The organism is Streptomyces sp. NPDC002446 (genome assembly GCF_053595675.1).
Window position 1 is genome coordinate 39,099 of record NZ_JBSFYC010000013.1, and the last position, 21,139, is coordinate 60,237.

The 21,139-nt window shown below is 65.6% G+C and carries 13 protein-coding genes and 2 pseudogenes; 8 read left to right on the forward strand and 7 right to left on the reverse strand.

Annotated features, from left to right (window positions below):
- Positions 1-102 precede the first annotated feature (102 nt).
- Positions 103-1,074, reverse strand: a pseudogene (locus ACWD6P_RS10390) (DUF3631 domain-containing protein); the annotation flags it as partial.
- 230 nt (positions 1,075-1,304) lie between these two features.
- Positions 1,305-1,535 carry a hypothetical protein gene (locus tag ACWD6P_RS10395; protein WP_451443623.1) on the reverse strand — a complete coding sequence of 77 codons (231 nt, stop codon included), beginning with the start codon at positions 1,533-1,535 and terminating at the stop codon, positions 1,305-1,307.
- 94 nt (positions 1,536-1,629) lie between these two features.
- Between ACWD6P_RS10395 and ACWD6P_RS10400 the strand changes: the two genes are divergently transcribed.
- From ACWD6P_RS10400 to ACWD6P_RS10415, 4 genes and pseudogenes are all read left to right on the forward strand, one after another.
- A complete protein-coding gene (locus tag ACWD6P_RS10400; protein WP_451443624.1) occupies positions 1,630-2,319 on the forward strand; it encodes a helix-turn-helix domain-containing protein in 690 nt (229 codons plus the stop codon).
- Positions 2,316-3,817: pseudogene (locus tag ACWD6P_RS10405) on the forward strand (tyrosine-type recombinase/integrase). The gene ACWD6P_RS10400 and the pseudogene ACWD6P_RS10405 overlap by 4 nt, the downstream one beginning before the upstream one ends.
- 545 nt (positions 3,818-4,362) lie before the next feature.
- Complete coding sequence (locus ACWD6P_RS10410; protein ID WP_451443625.1) at positions 4,363-5,943, forward strand: LacI family DNA-binding transcriptional regulator; 1,581 nt, start codon at positions 4,363-4,365, stop codon at positions 5,941-5,943.
- Between the two features lie 103 nt (positions 5,944-6,046).
- Positions 6,047-7,486 (forward strand): DNA phosphorothioation-associated putative methyltransferase, encoded by a 1,440-nt coding sequence (locus ACWD6P_RS10415; protein ID WP_451443626.1) that lies wholly within the window; start codon positions 6,047-6,049, stop codon positions 7,484-7,486.
- Positions 7,487-7,587: 101 nt separating this feature from the next.
- On the opposite strand, the gene ACWD6P_RS10420 is transcribed toward ACWD6P_RS10415, so the two are convergent.
- The 5 genes from ACWD6P_RS10420 to ACWD6P_RS10440 form a co-directional block, all read right to left on the reverse strand.
- Positions 7,588-8,388, reverse strand: a complete 801-nt coding sequence (locus ACWD6P_RS10420; RefSeq protein WP_451443627.1) for a phosphoadenosine phosphosulfate reductase — start codon at positions 8,386-8,388, stop codon at positions 7,588-7,590.
- A gap of 327 nt (positions 8,389-8,715) precedes the next feature.
- The gene (locus ACWD6P_RS10425) at positions 8,716-9,393 is read right to left on the reverse strand and encodes a hypothetical protein (protein ID WP_451443628.1); all 678 of its coding nucleotides are present in this window, start codon (positions 9,391-9,393) and stop codon (positions 8,716-8,718) included.
- A 146-nt stretch (positions 9,394-9,539) separates the two neighbouring features.
- The gene (locus tag ACWD6P_RS10430) at positions 9,540-10,451 is read right to left on the reverse strand and encodes a phospholipase D family protein (protein ID WP_451443629.1); all 912 of its coding nucleotides are present in this window, start codon (positions 10,449-10,451) and stop codon (positions 9,540-9,542) included.
- On the reverse strand, positions 10,448-12,316 hold the full coding sequence (locus ACWD6P_RS10435) for an ATP-binding protein (RefSeq protein ID WP_451443630.1): 1,869 nt from the start codon (positions 12,314-12,316) through the stop codon (positions 10,448-10,450). Before ACWD6P_RS10435 ends, ACWD6P_RS10430 begins: the two co-directional genes overlap by 4 nt.
- Positions 12,313-13,929 (reverse strand): DEAD/DEAH box helicase, encoded by a 1,617-nt coding sequence (locus ACWD6P_RS10440; protein WP_451443631.1) that lies wholly within the window; start codon positions 13,927-13,929, stop codon positions 12,313-12,315. Before ACWD6P_RS10440 ends, ACWD6P_RS10435 begins: the two co-directional genes overlap by 4 nt.
- 513 nt (positions 13,930-14,442) lie before the next feature.
- Between ACWD6P_RS10440 and ACWD6P_RS10445 the strand changes: the two genes are divergently transcribed.
- The 4 genes from ACWD6P_RS10445 to ACWD6P_RS10460 are packed head-to-tail and all read left to right on the forward strand — an operon-like array spanning position 14,443 to position 21,104.
- Positions 14,443-15,552, forward strand: coding sequence for a cysteine desulfurase family protein (locus tag ACWD6P_RS10445; protein ID WP_451443708.1), 1,110 nt, complete (start codon positions 14,443-14,445; stop codon positions 15,550-15,552).
- 58 nt (positions 15,553-15,610) lie between these two features.
- Positions 15,611-16,708 carry a DUF4007 family protein gene (locus tag ACWD6P_RS10450; protein WP_451443632.1) on the forward strand — a complete coding sequence of 366 codons (1,098 nt, stop codon included), beginning with the start codon at positions 15,611-15,613 and terminating at the stop codon, positions 16,706-16,708.
- Positions 16,705-20,268 carry an ATP-binding protein gene (locus ACWD6P_RS10455; RefSeq protein WP_451443633.1) on the forward strand — a complete coding sequence of 1,188 codons (3,564 nt, stop codon included), beginning with the start codon at positions 16,705-16,707 and terminating at the stop codon, positions 20,266-20,268. The genes ACWD6P_RS10450 and ACWD6P_RS10455 overlap by 4 nt, the downstream gene beginning before the upstream one ends.
- 2 nt (positions 20,269-20,270) lie before the next feature.
- Positions 20,271-21,104: a phosphoadenosine phosphosulfate reductase family protein gene (locus ACWD6P_RS10460; RefSeq protein ID WP_257850774.1), complete on the forward strand. Its 834-nt coding sequence runs from the start codon at positions 20,271-20,273 to the stop codon at positions 21,102-21,104.
- The last annotated feature ends 35 nt before the right edge of the window (positions 21,105-21,139 follow it).

Genomic DNA, 21,139 nt, shown 5'->3' on the forward strand with positions numbered 1-21,139 from the left:
ACGGGGCTCGGCGGGACCGCAGCGGACTTCGCCCTCAACCGTTCCCGTGGTCCCAGCCGCGGACGCCGACGATCACTGCGCAGAGGTAGCCGTAACCTGACGTTCGGCGGCGACCATCTGCGCGCACGCGGTCCTGGCCAGGCGCGGCCAGTGGCCGCCCGCCAGGTCAGCGACGATCACCAGGGGCTCCCAGGTGTCGGCGGCGCGGTCCTCGACCGGCATGGCCGGTTCCAGGTTGGCGGCCTCATCCAGCAGTGGCCTGGCCCACTCGGCGATGCGGTCACGCAGATCATGCAGGGCAGGGATGTCGCGGCGGGAGCGGAACGGCTTGACCTTCTCCCCCTCCGCCCGGCGCCGCATGCGAATGACCACCGCCCGGTCCATGACCGTGTCGGGCAGGTCGCCGATGCCCGCGATGGCCGCCATGGCGAAGGTCGCGAACCGGTGCGGGATGTGGTCGTTGCCGACGACCCGGGTCACGTAACGACCCCGCTGATGCCCGGCATTGAGCAGGCCGCGCATCTCCTCGTTCTTCTCCTCCACCTTCGGAAAGCCGAAGATCGTGTCCGCCTCGTCCACCAGGAGCGTGGGCGGATCGTCCGCGTCGATGGACCGGAAGATCGCCGCTGGTGTGGTGTTGATGGTGAGCATCGGGTCGTGGACCGTCTCGGTCAGTACGTCAAGGAGACGCAACTTGCCACACCGCTTCGCCGGCCCCACCACCGCCAGGCGCGGGGCGTGCTGCCACGCCGCCTGCAGATGCGTCGCCAGCACCCACAACGTCACCGCATCCAGCGTCTCCTTGCTCGGGAGGATCACGAACTGGGCGATCTGCGCGCGCAGTTCATCCAGCAGTTCCGAGCCGTAGGTCGGCTCCACGTCGGGTATCGCCACCGGCTCGCTCGGCGCCTCCGCCTCGTCGGCGCTACGGGCCTCCGCATCGCCGCTCAGGTCCGGATCGGCGCTGTCAGCCTGCGCGGCGCGCAGGTGGGCGCCGGGCTGGCCGGGGATGGCCGCTGCGGGCCAGACAGCCTGGGCAGGGGCGGAAGAGGACTCGGGGTTCTCGGGTTGCACCAGGCAGCTCCTCTGGCGGTTGCGGGCGCGCATGCCCTGGCCGCCGGGTCGGTTCACATGGGACTGGTGGGGAGTCATCGGGCCTCCGGCGTTGCACCGCCGGGGGCTCTCCCCCTTCTCGCGAGCGTTCGCGTACTGCGAGGGACCACGGACAGTACGTCCACGCCCCGCCACAGTCCAGCGTTTCTGTGTCAGCTCAGCGCAGAACGGTCTGCTATGGCTCCCCGCTCTCACGCGGCCAGCCCCAGCAAGGCCAGCAAGTCGGCGGTCACCACCCGGTAGGCATTGCCCAGTCGCAGCACCTTGCACGGGTACTGGCCGCGCTTGGCCAGCTCGTACCCCATGCTCCGCCCGAGCCCCAACGCCCGGTTGCCCGTCTCCAGGTCAACGGCAGCGGGAAGCTCCAGCAGCTCCTCACGGCTCATGCCCTTCACCCGGCCAACGGGTTCGTACTCGCGCATACGCGCTCCATCCATGACTGAGCCCTCGGCGAACGCGACGATCGCGCTCGTCTCCAGGCCATGGAATCAACGCTAGGCAAGCTAATGTGTCTTTATGACACAACGCCGTTCCGACCATGGATATGAGGAAGACAGCGAGGTCGACGACCTCGAATGGGAGGACCACGTCATGGCCACTGTGGCCGGCGAGGTCCGCAGACGACGGAAGGAACTGCGGTGGAGCGCACAGGACCTCGCCGACAGGTGCGAGGAGATCGGCTATCCGATCCCCCGCAATGTGATCGCCAACATGGAGTCCGGCCGCCGCGCCGTCCTCCCTCTGGTCGAGGTCATGGTCCTCGCGAAAGCCCTGCGCATGTCCCCGATCGGCCTGCTGTACCCGGTCGGTTACGTCGCAGAGGTCCGCCAACTCCCCTACGAGGACCCGCGACCGACCTGGGACGCCTTGCAGTGGTTCACCGGCAACTCACCCGCCGAGGGCGCTACCGACTACATGCTCGACCACTTCCTGGCCCACGACCTCGAACTCCGCTCGGCCCTGGCCGCCGTGGAGAGCGAGGACTACGAACGCTGGAAGGTCAGGACTGCCGCGAACCGCGTCCAACGGGAAGCTGCCGAGCGCGCCTTGGCCCGATACGCCGACCAGGCAGCCGAAGCCAAGCGCGAGCTGCTCCATCACCGCGACGCCATCCGCGAAGGCGGCGGCACCCCACCACACCTGCCCTCGCAGCTCGCCGACATCGACCCGCCTGATACCGACCCCACCGAGGAGAACGATCTTTGAAGGGCTCCACCTACCGCCGCTGCTCCTGCCGCGACCCGAAGACCGGCAAGGAACTCGGCACTTCCTGCCCGAAGCGCAACAGCAGGAACCACTGCACCTACTCCATACGCCAGGAGCTGCCACCCCGCGAGGACGGCAGTCGCAGGTCCTTCGCCCGTGGCGGCTACGACAGCCGCAAGGCCGCCCAGGCCGACCTCGACCACGTACGCGCCCTCCTTGGCCTGGCCGAGTCGGACGATCCCGAGGGCACGGAACTGATCGCCGCCATGCTGACCGAAGTCAGCAGCGAGAAGACTCCCCTGCCCGACGTCGAGGAGATCCGGCGGCGCCTCAACACCGGCCAGGACCTCATCGGCAGCCTGACCGTGAGCGAGTGGCTCGACCGGTGGATGGCGGGCAAGCGCATACGCAAGTCCGGCCTGAGCCGCTACGAGACCGACATCCGCGTGCACCTCAAGCCGCACATCGGGCACCGGCGACTCGACCGGCTGCGCGTCAGCCACCTCAGCGAGATGTTCACGGAGATCCGCGACGCCAACGCCCAGATCCTGGAGCAGAACGCTCAACGGCGAGCCGCGATCGATGATCTGGCGACCGTGCCGTGGAAGGGCGCGGAGAACCGAGCCCGGCGCAAGGCGATGAAGGCCGCGATCGACGAGATGCCTCCCTTCCGTCGCATTACCGGCCCCGCCACGCGCCTGCACGTCAAAGCCACGCTCCGCGCGGCCCTGAACGACGCGATCGGGCAGCAGATCATCACGTTCAACCCGGCCGCTCATGTCGAGATCGATCCCGTGCGCAAGCCGAAGGCGCTGGTGTGGACGGACGAGCGGGTCGCCAAGTGGGAGCAGACGGGCGAGAAGCCGTCGCCCGTGATGGTCTGGACGCCCCAACAGACCGGCGCCTTCCTCGGCTTCGTAGCAGAGGACCGGCTGTACGCGATGTGGCACCGGATCGCCTTCCGTTGCCTGCGCCGTGGTGAGGCGTGCGGGCAGCCGTGGTCGGAGACGAACCTCGACACACACTCCCTCACCGCCTCCTCGCAGCTCGTGCAGGACGGCTGGGACATCGAGGCATCCGACCCCAAGACCGACAGATCACCGACCTCTTTGAGCGGCTCGTCGCCGCCTCCGGCCTCCCGCCGATCCGTCTGCATGACCTGCGCCACGGCGCAGCAACGCTCATGCTGGCCGCCGACATCGACATCAAGATCGTGTCGGACACCCTCGGGCACAGTGATACCCGCATCACGCGGGATATCTACCAGAGCGTCCTGCCCCAGGTCGGCAGGAGCGCCGCCGAGGCGACGGCGAAGCTGGTCCCACTTCAGCGCAAGACCGAGGCGGAGAAGGCGGCCCGCAAGGCCGCGAAGAAGGAGAAGGCCAAGAAGGCCGCGGCGGAGAACGCCGGCAAGGACAGGGGCTGCAAGCCGAAGAACAAGGCGAAAGCCCAGCCCAAGGCCGACAAGAAGGCCAAGTTCCGGAAGCCCAAGAAGTAGGTCTCTGAGCGCCCCCGCTCACGCATCGCTCACGCCAGCCATCCCGCGGCACCACGGCCGTGCGACGCGTCATGCCCGGAGCAACGCAAAAGGCCAGGTCACGGGCTGTGTGACCTGGCCTTTTTACTGAGCCGCCTTCGGGATTCGAACCCGAGACCTACGCATTACGAGCCCGCTAGGGATCATGTCGCGCCGTGCCGCGTGGCCGTGTCAGATCTCGTTTTCCCAGATCAGAGCACATGTCACGGTCCCACTGTTCGTACCCTGTGTTGCACCGTCCACAGGCGTCCGCGCTCCCCTTGCGCTCCCCTGATCGCCGCCGGTGACACTCCAGTCCCGGACAGCGACCCCGACTTCCTGGCTGCAGCCAGGTTGTCACCATCGGACAATGCGAGCAGGGGCTTCGCCACCTCTGCTTGATCTCCCCGCCCTTCGTATGACCTTGTTCGGTCTCTTCGCGTGATCTTCTGCGGCGTGTCGAGTTGCCCGGGAGTGTCGTGGAAAGCCTGCGCGAGCCATGAGTTCACGCGAGAGGAAGACGGAAGTTGGGTTTCACGGAGAAGCGCGGGAACTACTGGTGCGGCCGATACAAGACCGCGCCCGGCAAGCACAACACGGTCGTCGACGCGAACGGCGAGGCGATCCGCTTCGCCACCAAGGGCGAGGCCCAACGGGCGGCGGCTGATGCCGAGACCAAGTACCAGCACGGCGACTGGCGTGGCCCGGCCCTCGACCAAGAGACCTTCGGCGAGTACGCGAACCGCTGGTACGAAGCCCAAGACCTGGCCGCCTCGACCATGCAGAACTATCGGCGTCACATCGAGCAGCACCTGCTCCCCGAGTTCGAGGACAAGGCGCTCGCCGGCATCCTGCGCACGGACGTCGACCTGTGGGAGAAGAGGGAGAAGGCTGTCTACGCGGCCTCCAGCGTCAGAACCTGGCGCTCGACGCTCCATCTGATCTTCGAAGACGCGATCGACGAGGGCCTGATCACGTCCAACCCGGCCGCCAGACGGCGCGGACGCGGCAAACGCGCCGGCCGCTCCCGCAACCGCGGCCCGGAGAAGGTCGTCACCGACGCACTCGGCATCCTGCTCACCGCCGAACGGGCCGCCCTGCTCTCCGGCCGCGACGACGAGTTCGTCGCCGTCGTCCTCAAGGGCTACACCGGCATGCGCTGGGGCGAAATCGTCGGCTTGGAGACCGAGTTCGCCCGCCCAGGCTCCGTCCGCGTCGAGTGGCAGCTGTACGAACTCGACACCGGCGAGCTGGTGCGCTGCCCACCCAAGGACGACAGCTACCGCACCATCGACTCGATGGACTGGCTGTCGGCCCTGGTCGCCAACCACGTCGCCCGAACGAAGCCGAAACCCTGCCCGTGTCACGGCAAGACCTACGTCTTCCGCGGGCAGGGCACGGCTCGCACCGGCGGCCACCAGAGCGCAAAGCTCGTCGACGTCGCGCGCCGCGCCGAAGTCTCCGCTGGCACGGTGTCCAACGTCCTCAACCACCCCGACCGCGTCACCGAAGCCAAACGGCTGAGGGTGGAGCAGGCCATCGCGGACCTGGGGTTCGTGCGCGGCGGCGCAGCGTCGGAGCACGCCGCCCACTGGCGCCGAAACGGTTTCGCGACCTGGCTGTTTACCCCGGCGGTCTCCGGGTGGTACCCGAAGAAGGCACCGCAGCAGGCCCGCCCCGTACCGCTGCTCGGCGAGCCGTGGCCCGGTATCCCGGCCCGAGGACGCGGCGCCAGTAAGCGGGCCGACGCCTGCTGGCTCCCGATCGCCAAGGGACTCACACCCCACGGTCTTCGCCACGCCCACCGGACCGTGATGGAGGACCTCGGCACCGAGAAGGTCCTCATGGACGACCGCATGGGTCACATCGACGGCTCGGTCTCGGCCCGCTACGCCCACGTCACCCCGGGCATGCGCAAACGCCTCATGCTCGGTCTGACCGAGCAGTGGGAGAGAGCGGTCGACGCCCGACTGGCCCAGTGTCCGACGTCTCCGGTGCGCGTGCTCAACGATCTCTTGCGCGCACGCGCCTCCGTGGTCCAATCTCCTCGCCATCGATCCCAACCATGCTGCCGATCTCGATGGCGGGGACCAGCCCGCAGTTGTTGAGGCGGATCCCCGTGTCCGTCGCGTAGATCTTTCCAGCGCGGCGTGGGTATACGGTTCAATGCCTCTGTACGTCGATCCGCCCCTCGACCCGCGGGAAGCGCCGATGACACTGCAGCCCTGGAGCAGCCAGAGGCATCGGACTGCCATCGGAAGGGTGGGGCTCTCTGCTCCCGCTCGTCAGGCTGTGATGGACCTGCAGATGACCAACGGCATTCAGGTCCTGGACTATGGCTGTGGCCGTGGTGGCGATGTTCGCGCTCTTGAGCACCTCGGTCTTGATGCCTCCGGCTGGGACCCTGTGCATCGTCCTGACGGTGAACTCAGGCCCTCCGACATCGTGCTTCTCACATACGTCCTGAACGTCATCGAGAAGCCTGATGAACGGCGCGCAACCCTCGCGAAGGCGTGGGAGCACACGAAAGCTGCTCTCGTTGTTTCCGCCCGGCTCCGTTGGGAGCGGAACCAGGTCAAGGGCACGGAATACGGCGACGGCATCCTTACGAGCCGCAACACTTTTCAGCACCTCTTCGCTGCGAGCGAGCTACGGGACCTCGTCCAGGACGTGACCGGAGTCCGGTGCCTCTCGGCAGCCCCTGGCATCGTTTACGCCTTCAGGAGCGACGAAGCACGCCTCTCATATCTCGCCCGTCAGGTCACGCCTGACGCCGCCTGGCTCGCTTCCGATGACACCGCGTCCGCGATCGCTGCCGTCGTGGATCATCTCGAGCAGCGTGGCCGGCTGCCGCAGCTGGAAGAGATGCCGCAACCTGTCATGGGACTTCTTGGCCACATGCGGCCACAGGAACTTAAGAGGCTCGTCGAGCAGGCCGCCGATCCCTTGAAGGTCGAGGCTGGCGCCAAGCGCTCAGCTCTCGACACCCTGCTCTTCCTCGCAGTCGAGCTCTTCCACGGCCGCGGTCCGGCTAGCAGTCTCCCAATCCCCGTCCAATTGGACATCCGCGCCTTCTTCTCGTCCTACGCAGAGGTATGCAAGCGGGCGGATCGGCTCCTCTTCAAACTCCGCGATGACGCGTACGTGCGCCGCGCCATGAACGGGTCAGTGGCTGGGAAGTTCACTGCCACCGCCCTGTATGTGCACCGCCGGGCGCTGTCTCGGATCCCGACCATCCTCCGCCTGTACGAGCAGTGCGCAAGCATCGCCGCTGGCCGTCCTCCCTCATGGTCCGTCGTCAAGCTCCGCCACCAGGGCCGTGGCGTGAGCTGGCTCGATTACCCCGAGTTCGACTCAGATCCCCACCCCAGACTCTCATCCTCTTACGCGGTCGACTTGAAGACCCTGAAGTCTTCCCACATGTCGTACGCCGACTCGACGAACCGTCCTCTACTCCACCGCAAACACGAGTTCCTGGCCCCGGACGATCCCGACGTTCCGAAATACCAACGGTTGACGGAAGCGGAGGTACGCGCCGGCCTGTATGAGCATCCGCACTTGATCGGCAACGAGGAAGGATGGGAGCGGGCACTCTCGCGCACCGGCCGATCGCTGCGGGGACACCGGCTGGTCCGCCGCGCTGACGGTTGACTGGATCAGCCCTGATGCCAGCTTCCAGCCACCGGGGAGACCCTGCATCCCTGGTGGTGCTGGAGGCTGATGCAGGCTCCAGCACCACCAGGGCCGGCGGATCACGTCATGCACCACCCGGAGTCGCAGTCACCATCTCCGACGTCCAAGGCACCAACCTCAGCGTCGGGCCCCGGTATGGCCTCATCAAGGGGACGGCCGTACCGAGTCAAGTACACGGAGTCCCTTCCGAGTGCCGCTCGTCGCTTGTTGATCGTCTCCTCCAACTGAACGGCCACATTGAAGAGCTCGGGCTCGACCCGCCGCTGGCGGCGCCAGGCTTCAACAGTACGAAAGGGGCAGAAGAAACAAGCGCTCTTCGGCGGAACCGGAAGCCCTGCATCCTCGATGATGCGTTCGCAGTCGCTTCTACGCAGCCGAAGGTCGAGGAGGGGGTACTCGATCTGCTCGTGTGCCTCACAGCGGCGACGGTTCGCTCTGTGGATTTCATCGAGAGATATGCCGATGCCCACAGTAGCTGGGGTGAAGGCCGTGGCACCGTGCTCGCGTAGCCAGCGACCCACGACTTTGATCTTGAAGTCGGCAGTACAGGAACGGCGCCCAGGAGCTCCGTTGGCCATGCGGACGGGGATCGGGATCGACCGAATGTCCGGCCTGTTCAGCCTCTCCATCAGAGTCTCGGTCGAACCGTCTCGACGGCGACGCTCCAGCTGATGCAGGTCAAGCCCAGCGCGGGTGGCATACGGCAGCGCCACTTCGCGAACGTACGCCAAGGTCCCAGGGTGCTCACTGTCGTCACCCACGTTCGCGAACAGGAAAGTCGGATAGTCGATCTCGCGCCGAGCCGCGAGGACCAGCAGGGCCGTCGACTGGACTCCGCCACCGTACGAGATGACCTTCATGAGGCCCTCCCCCGGCAAGGGGTGTCGTTGTCTTCGCGTTGCGGGTCACGGAGATGGACGTCTGACATGTGGCTCCCGATCTAGTGCAGCCATACCCGGCCATGAAAGCTTCTATGGATCACAACGCCATCATCAACTGTTTATTCCAGGCAGGGTGCAATTCCCCGGTGCCTGCCAAGAACGGGCCCGACGTGCCGAGCAGCGTCTTCCTCTACACGCGCGACACCACCGTGGCCGCCGCGGAACGCAGGAGACCACGCCCAAAATCCGACGAGCTTCCCTCCGTACGCCACCACAGGTTGGCCGTCGCCAAGACGGCTGCGACGTCTACGCCTTCCGGCGCACGGGGCGGATTACCACTGAGTGCCCCTGTGCCAGGGCTGCGGCAAGAAAGCTCGCCGCTTCGTCGCCCTCGTCGCTCGTGAACGTCCGAGCATTCGGCATAGGTGGCCGAGGAGGATGAGGGGCCGGCGGTGCACTCCGGCGTCCTCGAGGCTTCTGAGAACCACGCGCTCCGCCGCGAAGCCGCTCGACTTCCTCCTGCAGCACTCCACGGCCACGGGCCTTCGCATCGGCCAGAACGGTATCGATAAGCCACAGGGGCGAACCGGACAGCTCGAAGTCAGCTGCCGCGATCTGCTTCCGGTGACGCCAGCGGGAAATCGTCCCCCTGTCACGACCGAGGATCTTGGCAACCTCCGTGATCCCTACGATGGTCGGGAGTCGCTCTGATCGTTCGACGCGGTATCCGCCGGGGACAGAGGCTTCGTACTCGGCCAAGCGTTGCTCTGCGACTTCCCGGACACCGTCGTGGCGGAGCTGAAGCACCGTGGGCAACAGCCAGTAGGGGTTCCCCGAGATCACCAGATCAGGTTCCGCCAGGGTCCCGTCGGCTCTCCACTTCTGCGAGGTCTGACGTTCCACTCCGTACAGGGCGGCGATCTCGGCGTGTCCAAGCAGATACGGCTTGCGTACTGCCACCATGCACAGCACCTTTTCGATCATCGTGGCAGGAGAAGGCCCCGGAGGAAGGTATGAGGCCGCTAAAGATACCGCCCGCTCTGCAAACCCGTCCTCCTCCCGGCGTTCTGCTCACGGTCGCGCCGACGAGCCGGCACACGCTCGACGCGTCCGCCGGCCCGCCAGTGGCATCACGTGATCTCTCTGCCCTGCCGGATCTCCCAGGGACCAACCGGAACGAGGTACACCTCGTCGAAGTAGCTCAGCCACCTGGCGATCGTTTCCACCGCCCGTTGCGCCTGGTCCGCCGTGTGGAAACCACCGTCGATCAGCGTCCTCTTCGCGTCGTCGAGGTTCAGAGCCCCGCTTTCCGCGAGTGTGCGGACTTCGGGCAGGGCGCGCAGCCGGTCAAGAACCGCGGCCCCGAAGTCCTGCTCGGAGAGCCCCGGAGGGATGTCCATGCGGACGAGATCACGCAACACTCCGGCGAGGACGTCGCTGGAGATGTTCCGGTGCCGGCCGTTGTACACCCGGTAGAGGCGCTCAGGGTTCCTGGTTTCCGGCAGCCAGCGCGCCCGCGTCTCGCTCTCTCCGATCACAAGCATCTGCGGGGCGTCCTCATCGTCACGTAGGAGGTCGGCCTGTTCACGGATCTGGCCCGCCAGTTCCACCGTCCCAGGCACAGCGGCTACGTCGATGGCGTCGAGTATCCGGCGCACCTCGGGGTGTGCGAGTTCAGCTTCAATAAGCAACTCGATGTTAGGAGCTGGGACTCGCCCGGTTGCCTTGCCCGTGAGGTTGGCGGAACCGACAAGGCAACGGTCGTCGGCGGCATACAGCTTGGCGTGGAGGCTGTGGCAGAGCGAGATGCTCACCCGACCGTCGGCTTCAGCAAGTTCCGCGATCTCCGGGTCGGACACGCCAGCCGCGACCTCGGCGACGGACCAGCGCGTCACGCACTGAACGCGTTCCACGCTGGTCGGCACTGCCGTGAGGGCCGCCTGGAAGGTCTCCTTCTTGATGAAGGGGGCCACCAGGAGCACATCACGAGTCGCACCGCGGAGGAGCTGCTCAATCTGCTGCCAGACGTGGTCTCGGGTCACTCATCGTCCTCGTCGTCGGCCTCGTCCGCACCGAGGAAGTCGCTGGCGATGCGGCCCCAGTCCTGTCGCATCTTCTTCGCCCTCTCCCGGGGTTTGTCGGGCAGCTCGTCCTCGAACCGCGCCCAGGACATGAGCAGGAGCTTGAAGGCTCCAGCCGCACCCCGCAGCCGCTCTGCGAGTTCTTCCTTGCTGGCGCCGTCGATGTCGCCGTCGAGCACGGCGATGAGGTCGGCGTAGACCGGATGGTCCTGGTTGAGGGTGACCTGCAGCAGGTTGGGGATGTAGTCGATGTTGAAGAAGGCCGGCGAGTCGGGGTTGCGGCTTGTCAGCAGACGGACGTGCTTGCCCTGTTGGATCGACTCCTCAATGATCCGCTGAGCGTCGGCAGGCGTGTACTTATGAGTCTCCACGAGGTTTTCGAGCTGAATCTCCTTGCTCTCTTCCTCGGTGACCTGCTCGGCGAGCGTGTCGGTGAAGCTGGGTTTCGTCTCCACACGCCGTCGCTTGACCGCTTCCTCGGCCTTAGTCTCCACGTCCTCGTGCCGCTTCCGGTTGGCGCGCGTGCCCCGGGTCTGGTCAGCAAGGTCGGAGCGCAGTTTGCCGAGCAGCTTCTCACGGATGTGATAGACGATCTCGATGAGTGGGAGCCGCCGGTCCCCCTCCTCGCGGAGCTGCTCCCGGAACTCGTCCCAGGTAAGGCCAGCGGCCTCTTCCCGCCAGTTGAAGTGGGCAAGGTCAGAGAAGATCGTGGCGGCTTGCTTGTTGTTGGTGACCCCGAAGACTTCGTCCAACGCGGGTGGGAAATCGATCTCTACGCCCCACCAGCGTTCCACAGGGTCATAGGAGTTCGTCCAGCCCGTGTCGAGGTCGAGTTCGCGGTTGGCGCGGATCAGCGAGATACCGAGGTTCTTGGCGGCGTGCTTGCCCCACGGAGCTTCACCGGGGTTGAGACTCGGAGATACGGCTTTGGGCCATTCCTCGCCTCCGATGTCCGGACGTCGCGCTGCATCGACAGCGATCGAGGAACGGACGAAGACGGGGTACTCGTTGCTGTCGGCTCCATGGACCATGAACCGCTCGACGCCGATCTCGCCGACGTTGCCGGCACCGAATGGGCGGAACATCGGCCTGGTGTCGAACGGGGCCGGCGTCGCGCTGGGGGACATCAGGTAGAGCGGATCGTTGGGGCGTGCATCACGAACGCCGGGCAAGGGAGCCCACCCGCGAGCAGGTACCAGCTTGATCCGCGTTCCCTCGGCGATCAGCCGACGGTAGATGCGGCCGATCAAGCTCTCGGTATTGGCCAGAGTCGCCTCCGCGCCACGCCACTGGACCCGTTCCAACTGTGTCCACTGCACCAAGGTGCCACTGGTGCCGAGCCCTTCGGCCAGCGCTTGCCATTCGTCCGGGACGCCGTCGAGCTTGGGCTCGGGGACCTCCTCGAGCCCGCCGCGCACCTCCGTCAGATCAAGGTACGTGTGCAGTGCATTGTCGGGTCCGTTGGTCCAGGACCAGACGTCGACGCGGTCACACTGGGAGATGCTGGAGTTGGGCAGGCCGACTCCGAAGCGTCCTATTCCCTTCCGCTGTTGCCGCGTTCCCGCACCGAAGCGGAGGGATTGTCGGAGCGTCTCGGGGTCCATGCCACTACCGTTGTCGAGTACGGCGATCTTCTCGACTCGGTGGCGCGAGCGCTGCGACGGACGGTCCGTCGACTCAACAACGAACAGCTCGACGAGGTCGGCCCCGGCTTCAATGCCGTTGTCGATCAGTTCGGCGATGGCGTGTGCCGTCGACTTGTATCCGCTGTCCTGCAAGGCTTTGACCGTCAGGTCGGATGTGACGATCGAGTACTTGGATGTCATCGAGCCTTCCATACGTCTTCCCAGTTGGTGAATGCCTCTGCCACGTCTCCGAAGCCCGGGAGCGCGGGGTCGACGACGGTCACGACGTCGCATGTGGAGGTGCCGCCGGCCTTGGGCCCGCGGATCACGCGGCCCACCATCTGGCTGTACAGCACGAGTGAGCGAGTAGGGCGGGCAATCACGGCGGCGCTCGCCGCGGGGGCATCGAAGCCAGTGGTGAGCACGCCGTAGTTCGAGAGGACCATTGGTCGGGTTCCAGGGCCCTTGAAGCGGTTGATCACTCGATCGCGATGACGCGTTGAGGATTCGCCCGTGACCTGCTCGGCATCGATTCCGAACATGCTCAGGATGGCGACGATCAGGCGGCTGTGCTCGATCGAGGCGGCGAACAGCAGGATGCGCCTGTGCTGTTCGCTGAGATCGAGCACGGTGCGGACGACCTGAAGGTTCCACTGCACGTTGTCGGCAAGACCCGTGATCAGTTCATCGGGGATGTCAAAGGACGCAGCGAGAGCCTGCTTGTCCCGTGCGCTGAGCTTCATCCCGGAGTCAGCCGCGACTGTGCGAAAGTCTGGGCGGGCGAGGTACCCCTGCTCGATGAGAGCGGTGACGGGGTTGTCGTACCCGTCGATCTCCAGCATCACCTTCTGGCATGCGAAGAATTCCGCGAGCTTCTCGTCCTCCGAGATGTCAGCCCACGTCCTTCCCGGCGTGGCGGTCAGCCCCAAGAGGCTCGAATCGCTACGGAGCGTGAGGGCTTCGACCACCCGGCGGTAAGTGGGCGCGATGGCTTGATGAGCCTCGTCGAAGACTGTGAGCGTGGTACGGAGCGCAAGTTGGTCGAGAAAGCCCGGCGTACTCTTTGCCGCGGCACCCGCCTTCTCCAGTCCGAGTACGACAATGCCGTCGGTGATGTCATCAAGATCGGTGGGAGCGTCCCCCCACATCCGGGCTACGGTGACCTCCCGATTACCGAGAGAGGCCCATGCGCGCTCGAATTCGAGCGCGGCCTGTTCGAGGAGCTCGCGGCCCCGGGCCAGCCACACGACCAGAGTGGGCTCATGCTGCCGAAGGTGGTCACAGATCAAGTCCATGCCGGTGCGCGTCTTGCCGACCCCGGTCGGCAAGTGCAATACCGTGCGACGTTCACTGGAGTAGAGCAGACGCCGCACTTTGCCGGCCGCACGCCGCTGATGCGGGAAGAGGCCATAACTCGGTTCGGACGGTCTCCGTGAGGACACGGGTGCCTCGGGCGCTCGATCAACGACGAGCCCAAGGAAGCCAAGGAATGCGCGGCGCTCTTCAAGCGTCCAAGGCAGAGCAGACAGGAATTCCGCCGGCGACGAAGACGTGTCCCAGCCAAGGCGTTCTGCTAGTTCCGCCTTCTTGCCCTCGGGAAGCAGCTCCAGCAGCTGCGCGCGCTCCTCGGGATCGCCGATCAACTGCTCCGGAGAGACGGCCGAGGCTGCGACCGTCCGGATGGCATCCTCAACGGACCCCTCCCGCAGCAATGCGAGGAGTTCGCAGGCGTGCTCGCCAAGCAGGCGCCGTATGTACGTCAGGGGGGCCGCATCAAGGACGGCCTGAAACGCGATGCCCGGGGACCCGATCACAACACCCCCCAGTTCGTCTGCGTCGCATCTACTCGCCGCGCCCCTACCGCGTGCAACCCCATCCCCTTACCAGATCGTTTACCCCTCATCCGCCACACCCCATTCAGTGGGGGTTCAGCGCGTGATCAACCCTAGTCCTGACCGCTGACAGCCGAAGCCGGCTCGGCGCAATCCACGTGGATTGGCAGTCGGAGCTGCCGGACGGACCGGGTCCATGTGACTCAACTCCCCGGACTCTCATGGCTTTTACCGGTGGTCACGAAGCAGTCGTGATGCGAACATATGTTCAATCGGCGGCGGTCGCATGCGCTCACCAAACGCGCGAAAACCGCGCCTGCGCCTCACCCGCATCCACCGGCAGCTAGGATCACCGTTGACAACTGGTGGAAGCTGCCGCACCGCCGTGAGCAGCCACCAGTTGCGCAGATGGATCACAGAGAAGCGGGGTGGATTGTGACAGAACGGACGCTTAGTTCAGGTCTGGCCTATCTCGATTACAACGCCACGGCACCCATGCGACCCGAAGCACGAGAGGCCACTCTCACCTCGATGCAGACGGTAGGTAATGCGTCAAGCACGCACCGTTCCGGCCGCGACGCCGCGCAACGGGTAGATGAGGCTCGCCGTCAAGTCTCTGATCTGTTGAACTGCTCCCCTGGCGAGATCATCTTCACCTCTGGAGCCACCGAGGCCAACAACCTCGCGCTGCGAGCCGCTCACAGCGTCGGCGGGACTGTGATTACGAGCACAGTCGAGCACCCCGCAGTGCTGGAAACCGCCAAGAACCTTACGGCAACCGCGCCCGACGCGCTCAAACTGTTGGCGGTGGATGCGGACGGCCTGGTGGATCTAGACGGCCTCCATGCCGCCCTGTCTGCGGGTGACGTGGCGATCGTTTCCCTGATGGCCGCGAACAACGAGACGGGCGTCCTGGCCGACCTCGCACCGCTTGCGGAAGCGGCACATGCGGCGGGGGCTCTTTTCCACACCGACGCCACGCAAATGGTTGGCCGACTGCCGATCGACCTCGCCGAGGTCGACGTGGACTTGCTGTCTCTGTCAGCTCACAAGTTCGGCGGCCCGCAAGGAGTGGGGGCCCTCTTTGTCCGCCGTGGCATCTCGATCCCGTACCACCCGCTGATCTTCGGCGGAGGGCAAGAACGCGGCTGGCGAGCCGGGACGCTCAACGTCGCCGGCATCACGGGGGCGGGAGCAGCAGCGGCAGCAGCGCACCGCGGCCTGGCGGAAGAGATCGCACGGGTCGCACGCCTCCGTGACTTGCTGGAGAGTGCTCTCGTTGAGCAACTCGGCGACTGCCGGATCAACGGTGCGCTCGACTACCGGCTACCTGGTGTTACCAGCATCACATTCCACGGCGCCCCTGCCGACGCTGTCCTCACCGCGATGCCAGATGTCGCTGCCTCCGAAGGAAGTGCGTGCTCCTCTGGTGCACCGAGCCCGAGCCACGTACTCCTGGCCATGGGGCGTAGCCGGGAAGAGGCAGACTCCACTGTCCGGTTCTCTCTTGGGTACGCGTCAACACGCGCCGATGTCGATCAGGCCATCGCCTCCACGATCCGCGCAGTCCGGCAGGTGCGCGCCACCTTGGCGATCCCGATCTGACCTGAAGCATTCAGTCCTGACGCCCACCAAAATCTGAACGTACACGGAGATTCCTCGCATGTCAGACAGTCGGCTCGCCGAAGCCGCCCATTCCTCCTTCGCGCGCCACGAGACCTTCGCGCCGCGCTTCGGGTGGCTCCACAAGGCGTACATGCAGGTGCAAAGCAACCCCGAGGCATTCCTCGCGGATGATGCCCCCGTGCAGCTTGGCGTTGGCAAAAACATGGTCTACGCCATGCGCTACTGGTCCCGTGCCTTCAAGCTCACCCGGGAGCACTACGGCGACGACACCAACTCCAGGGCCATGCTGTCCTACCCAACCTGGGAGGCGCGGTGGCTGCTTGACGAGGATGGAGCCGACCCCTACCTGGAAGAGCTCGGCAGCCTGTGGCTTCTTCACTGGTGGCTTCTGTCTTCCCGGCCGGGGGCGAAGAGTTGGGCACCTTCGTGGTATGTCGCGTTCCACCTAGCTCCCTTCTCCCGGTTCACGCTGGCGGACCTGACCCAGGTCATCGTGCGGCATGTCAACCTCTCCTTCCCTGAAGGCCCGGTGGAAGCCTCCATCGCCAAGGACGTCGACTGCATCACCAAGATGTACGTCCCTGCTCAGCGACTGAGGGGCGGGGCGCCGGGGGCATTCGAAGATCTTCTCTCCTGCCCGTTCCGTGAGCTCGGGCTGATGGAGCAGGTGGGCCAACGTGGCAGCAGCGAATGGGAATTCACGAGCGGCTCCCGCCCCTCTCTGCCGGCCCGCATCATTGCCTACGCGTGCCTGGACTACGCAGCCCGCACGACCCGCAATGCAGGCTCGATCTCCTTGGCACGCTTGGCAAACGAGCCCGGTGCTCCTGGACGAGCCTTCCGCATCCGCGAGGCCGACATCGCGGCGGCCCTGGGGAAGGTCGCCGCTAGCCACCAGGAACTGCAGCTCGTAGAGGCAGTGGGCCAACGGAGCCTGACGTTCACCTCTAACCCATTCGATCTTGCCTGGGACGTGCTGGACGAGCAGTACGACAACGTCCGCGACAGGCCGAATTTCCCCACCCGTGAGAATTGGGCTCGCAGGTACCCCAAGCTCGCCGAGGCTGAAAAGCGCGAGCTCAAGCAGCTGGACATCATCGACCCGCAGCTCGCCCTGACCGAGGAGACCGTGTGACCACCGCAACCCCCACGCGGCCTGGCTCTGTTCAGAAGGCCCCCGCAGCTCCGCAGTTCCCGCACGGCATCAGCCTCGTTGGCTCCCAGATGCGCTCCACCAACCTGGAGCGCGACGTCGAGGACGGGCTGCACACCCCCTACGTCGGAGCGCGGGCCGTCGATGTCGTCGATCGCGTCACCAACGCGCTCGGTGACCTTCGCCGCCCCCGATCGTGGTCGTTCACTGGACCCTACGGATCCGGTAAGTCCACCTTGGCAAACTTCATCGAAGCCCTCCTGGGTCCTGACAGTGCCCGCCGTACCGAGGCTGAATCGGTGCTCGGTGCGACCAGCATCGGCCTCGTTCAGCGACTCACGGCCAGTCGCGGGGAACTCGCCCCTATGGGCTTCCTTGGTGCCGTTGCCACCGCGCGCCGTGAACCTCTAGTCGCCACCCTTTCCCGGGCCCTTCACACCGCGGCACGGCGCCGCTGGAAGACCCGCACGCCCAAGGCGGTCACAGCTGCCCTCGCCGCTTGCGCGGATCCCGCCACCGCCACGTCACAGGACATCCTGGACGCTGTGGTCGCCCTCTGCGAACAGCAGCCACTCCTGCTGATCATCGACGAGTTCGGCAAGACGCTGGAGCACCTCTCCGGAAACAGCGATCTGACCAGCGCCAAAGACGACCTGTTCCTGCTGCAGGAACTGGCTGAGAAGAGCGCCGGTCCCCAGGGACTCCCGCTGTTCATGATGACGCTGCAGCACATGTCGTTCATGGACTACGCCGCCCATTCCAGCCAGCTCCAGACTCGCGAGTGGGCCAAAATCCAGGGCCGGTTCGAGGACATCACCTTCACGCCGCATCTCGGCGACGCGGTCCAGTTGATGCGCCGCCGGCTCGACCGGTCCGGTGTATCCGATGCCGGGCGCACGCTCATCCGGGCGCAGGCCGCAGCTGCAGAAGCTGCATGGCTCGACCACGGGCTCAACGCCTTCGTCGACCTCAAGGCACAAGACTTCGAGGACCTCTATCCCCTGCACCCGCTGACCGCCGTCGCGGCCCCCCTGCTCGCTGCCCAGATCGGCCAGCACGACCGCAGCCTGTCGGGTTTCCTGAACAGCGACGAACCCGACACGGTGCGCCGCGCTCTGGAACAGTTCTCAAGTCGCGAGCCCAGCCGGGCTGACACCATTCAGCTCCCGCAGCTGTACGACTTCTTCCTCAACTCCGGCCGTACCTCGCTGCTGGCCTCCAGCAACGCCAGCCGCTGGATCGAGATCGAATCGCGCATCAACGAAGCCGCCGGCATGTCCCCCGCGGACCGGAAGCTTCTGCGCACCGTTGGCATGCTCAACCTCATCGACGCCGACGGCGCTCTGCGTGCCACTGCGGCGATGATCTATTTCGCCCTGCACGAGCCCACCGAAAGCGCAGACCCCAAGGCATTCGCAGCCCTGGAGAAGCAGCTGCAGAACTTGGTGACACGAGGGTTCCTCGTTCATCGACAATTCAGCGGCGAGTACCGGGTGTGGCGAGGCACGGACTTCGACATCGACGGCCGTGTCAAGGAGATCATCAACCACCTCGACACGCCCTCGGTCATTAAGAGACTGGGCGACTATCTCCCGCTTGCCGTCGCCGCTGGCCGCCACAACCAGGTCACAGGCATGCTGCGGGCGTTCTTCGTCCGCGTCTCCAGCCCTGAGACGAAGAACATCCAAGGTCCGGACGAGCTCAACGACCAGGCCGACGGTCTGCTTCTCTTCCACCTGGGCAAAGTCAGCAACCGACCGGTGGTGAACTCCACGCTTCCCGTGATCCTAGGAGTCACGGAAGAGCCGGAGATCATCCTGAACGCCGCAAGCTACCTCGTCGCCCTGCAAGAACTGCTGCTGGACTCATCGTTGGACCCCGTCGCTGCACGTGAGGTCAAGGGACGCGCGGCAGCCGCTCAACGCGAGCTGACAGAACTGCTTGATGCAGCGTTCTTCCCGCTGTCCGCGAGCGCCACCTGGCGGCTGTGGCGCACAGGCATGCCGGCCGATTCCTCTGAGGGCGAGACGATTCGAGGTCGAAGCCTCAGCGGTCTCGTGTCGTTTGCCTGCGACCAGGTGTTCTCCGCCGCCCCACACATCCGCAACGAGATGCTCGGCCGACACGAGCTCACGAGCCAGGGCGCAAAGTCTCGCCGCGAGCTGCTGACCGCGATGCTCCTCAAGTCTGGAGAACCGCACCTCGGGATCGAGAAGTACCCCGCCGAGCGGGCCATGTACAGCGGTGCGCTGGAGTACATGGGCCTGCACAGGGAAAACCGCAGTGCACCCGACGACGCGTCGACCTCCTTCCTCCCTTACGGGTTCTCGCGGCCCAGCGAAGCGCACCCTCACACCCTCCCTGTCTGGAATGCCCTGGAGACCGCGCTCACAAAGGCGCACCAGCGCACCGGGCTCGATGAGATCATCCGTGTCGTCATGGTGCCGCCTTACGGGGTCAAGGCAGGCGTGGTGCCCCTGCTCGTCGTCACGGCACTCATCGTGCGCAGCGAGGATGTGGCGCTATTCGAAGACGGCTCTTACCTGCCACGGCTGACGCCGGACATCGTTGAGCGCATGGTCAAGGCTCCCCAGCGATTCGCCGTGAAATCCACCCCTCTCGGGGACGGCCTGCGCCAGAGCGTCGTGAAGAGCTTGTCTGTTGCCCTCAAGGTCGAATCGCCTCGTTCCCAAGCCCTGCGCAACCCGGCCCTGCTCGCGGTCACCAGGGCATTGCTGGAGAGGGTGATGGTGCTTACCCCGTACGCCAGGCGCACTCGGCGCATCAGCGCGGATGCAGTCGCCGTGCGTTCAGCACTGCTCGTGGCGCAGGACCCCGACGACCTGCTGTTCAATGCGCTGCCCAGGGCTCTCGGCATGGACCCGATCACCACAGAGGCACGCCGGGCCACCCCGGGGAACAAGGGCTATGCGGACCGGCTCGCGGCTGCAGTCGACGAGATCTCTGGTGCCGAACAAGCGCTGCGAGCAGAAGTTATTGAGACCATCAGCAGGGAATTCCGCCTGCCGGCTTCGCTGCCAGCGCTACGGCGTGCAATCGCCACCCGTTTGGAGGGCTTCGCCGGCGTCTCCTTGAGCCTGGAGCTCAAGGGATTCGTTGCCATCGCCCTCAACTCAGGGTTGGCTGACGAGGACTGGCTCGACCCGGTGATCGTACGGCTGTCGAACTCCGCTCTCGGCGACTGGTCCGACACAGACGCGGCCATCTTCCCCCGCCGGGTGAAGGAGATGGCCGCGGCCCTCGACCGAGTGAGCCACCTGTACCAAAGCCCGACGGATGGCGACAGGGGCGAGGCGCTCGAAGCGCGGCTCCTCACCCTGACCGACAAGGACGGCGCCGAACAGCGGACGCTGATCTACGTTCCGGAGCAATCCCGGCAGGAGGCCGAGGACCTCGCTGTCAGTGTCCTGGAGCAAGCTGAGAAGATGCTCGGTCCCGACGGCGCCCGCATCCTGCTCGCCGCCCTCGCCCAGCGCGTCACCGAGCCCGCGACAACGACGGCAGCAGAAAGGACTGAGTGACCATGCCTGACGGTACAAACCCCAAGAAGGTCCGCCACGTCCTAGGCATTTCCGGGGGCAAGGACTCCTCGGCCCTCGCGATCCACATGCGCGACCGGGTTCCGGAGATGGAGTACTTCTTCTGTGACACGGGAGCAGAGCTTCCGGAGACCTACGAGTACCTCAACCGCCTCGAAGCAGCCCTCGGCAAGCCCATCGTGCGGCTTAACGCCGATCGCGACTTCGATCACTGGATGGAGGTGTACCAGGGCACCCTGCCGAGTCCGCAGATGCGCTGGTGCACCAAGAATCTGAAGATCAAGCCGCTGGAGGAGTGGGTCGGCGACGACGAGGTGATCTCCTACGTCGCCATCCGCGCGGATGAGAACCGGCTCGGCTACGTCAGCACCAAGCCCAACATCGAGGCCGTGTTCCCCTTCCGCGAGGACGGCATCGACAAGGATGGCGTCATGCGCATCCTCGACGAGGCTGGCATCGGGCTGCCCGGCTACTACGAGTGGCGCACCCGCTCGGGCTGCTACTTCTGCTTCTTCCAGCGCAAGCACGAGTGGGTCGGCCTCAAGGACCGGCACCCAGAGCTGTACGACAAGGCCGTCGCCTACGAAGACAAGGTCCGGTATCGGCACACGGCGATGCAGGGCCGTGACTACACCTGGTCACAGGGGGAGTCTCTCCCCGAGTTGATAGCGCGCCGCGAGGAGATCCAGGCGAAGCACGAGGCCGCCATGGAGCGAGCGGCCAAGCGAGTCAAGCCGAACCGGCCGCTTCTGGATGTCCTGTCAGACGCTCTCGACAGCGACGACGACGAGGCGGGCTGCTCGGTCTGCCACCTCTGAGCAAGTTCCGCAAAGGCCCTGGTTGGTGACTAGCC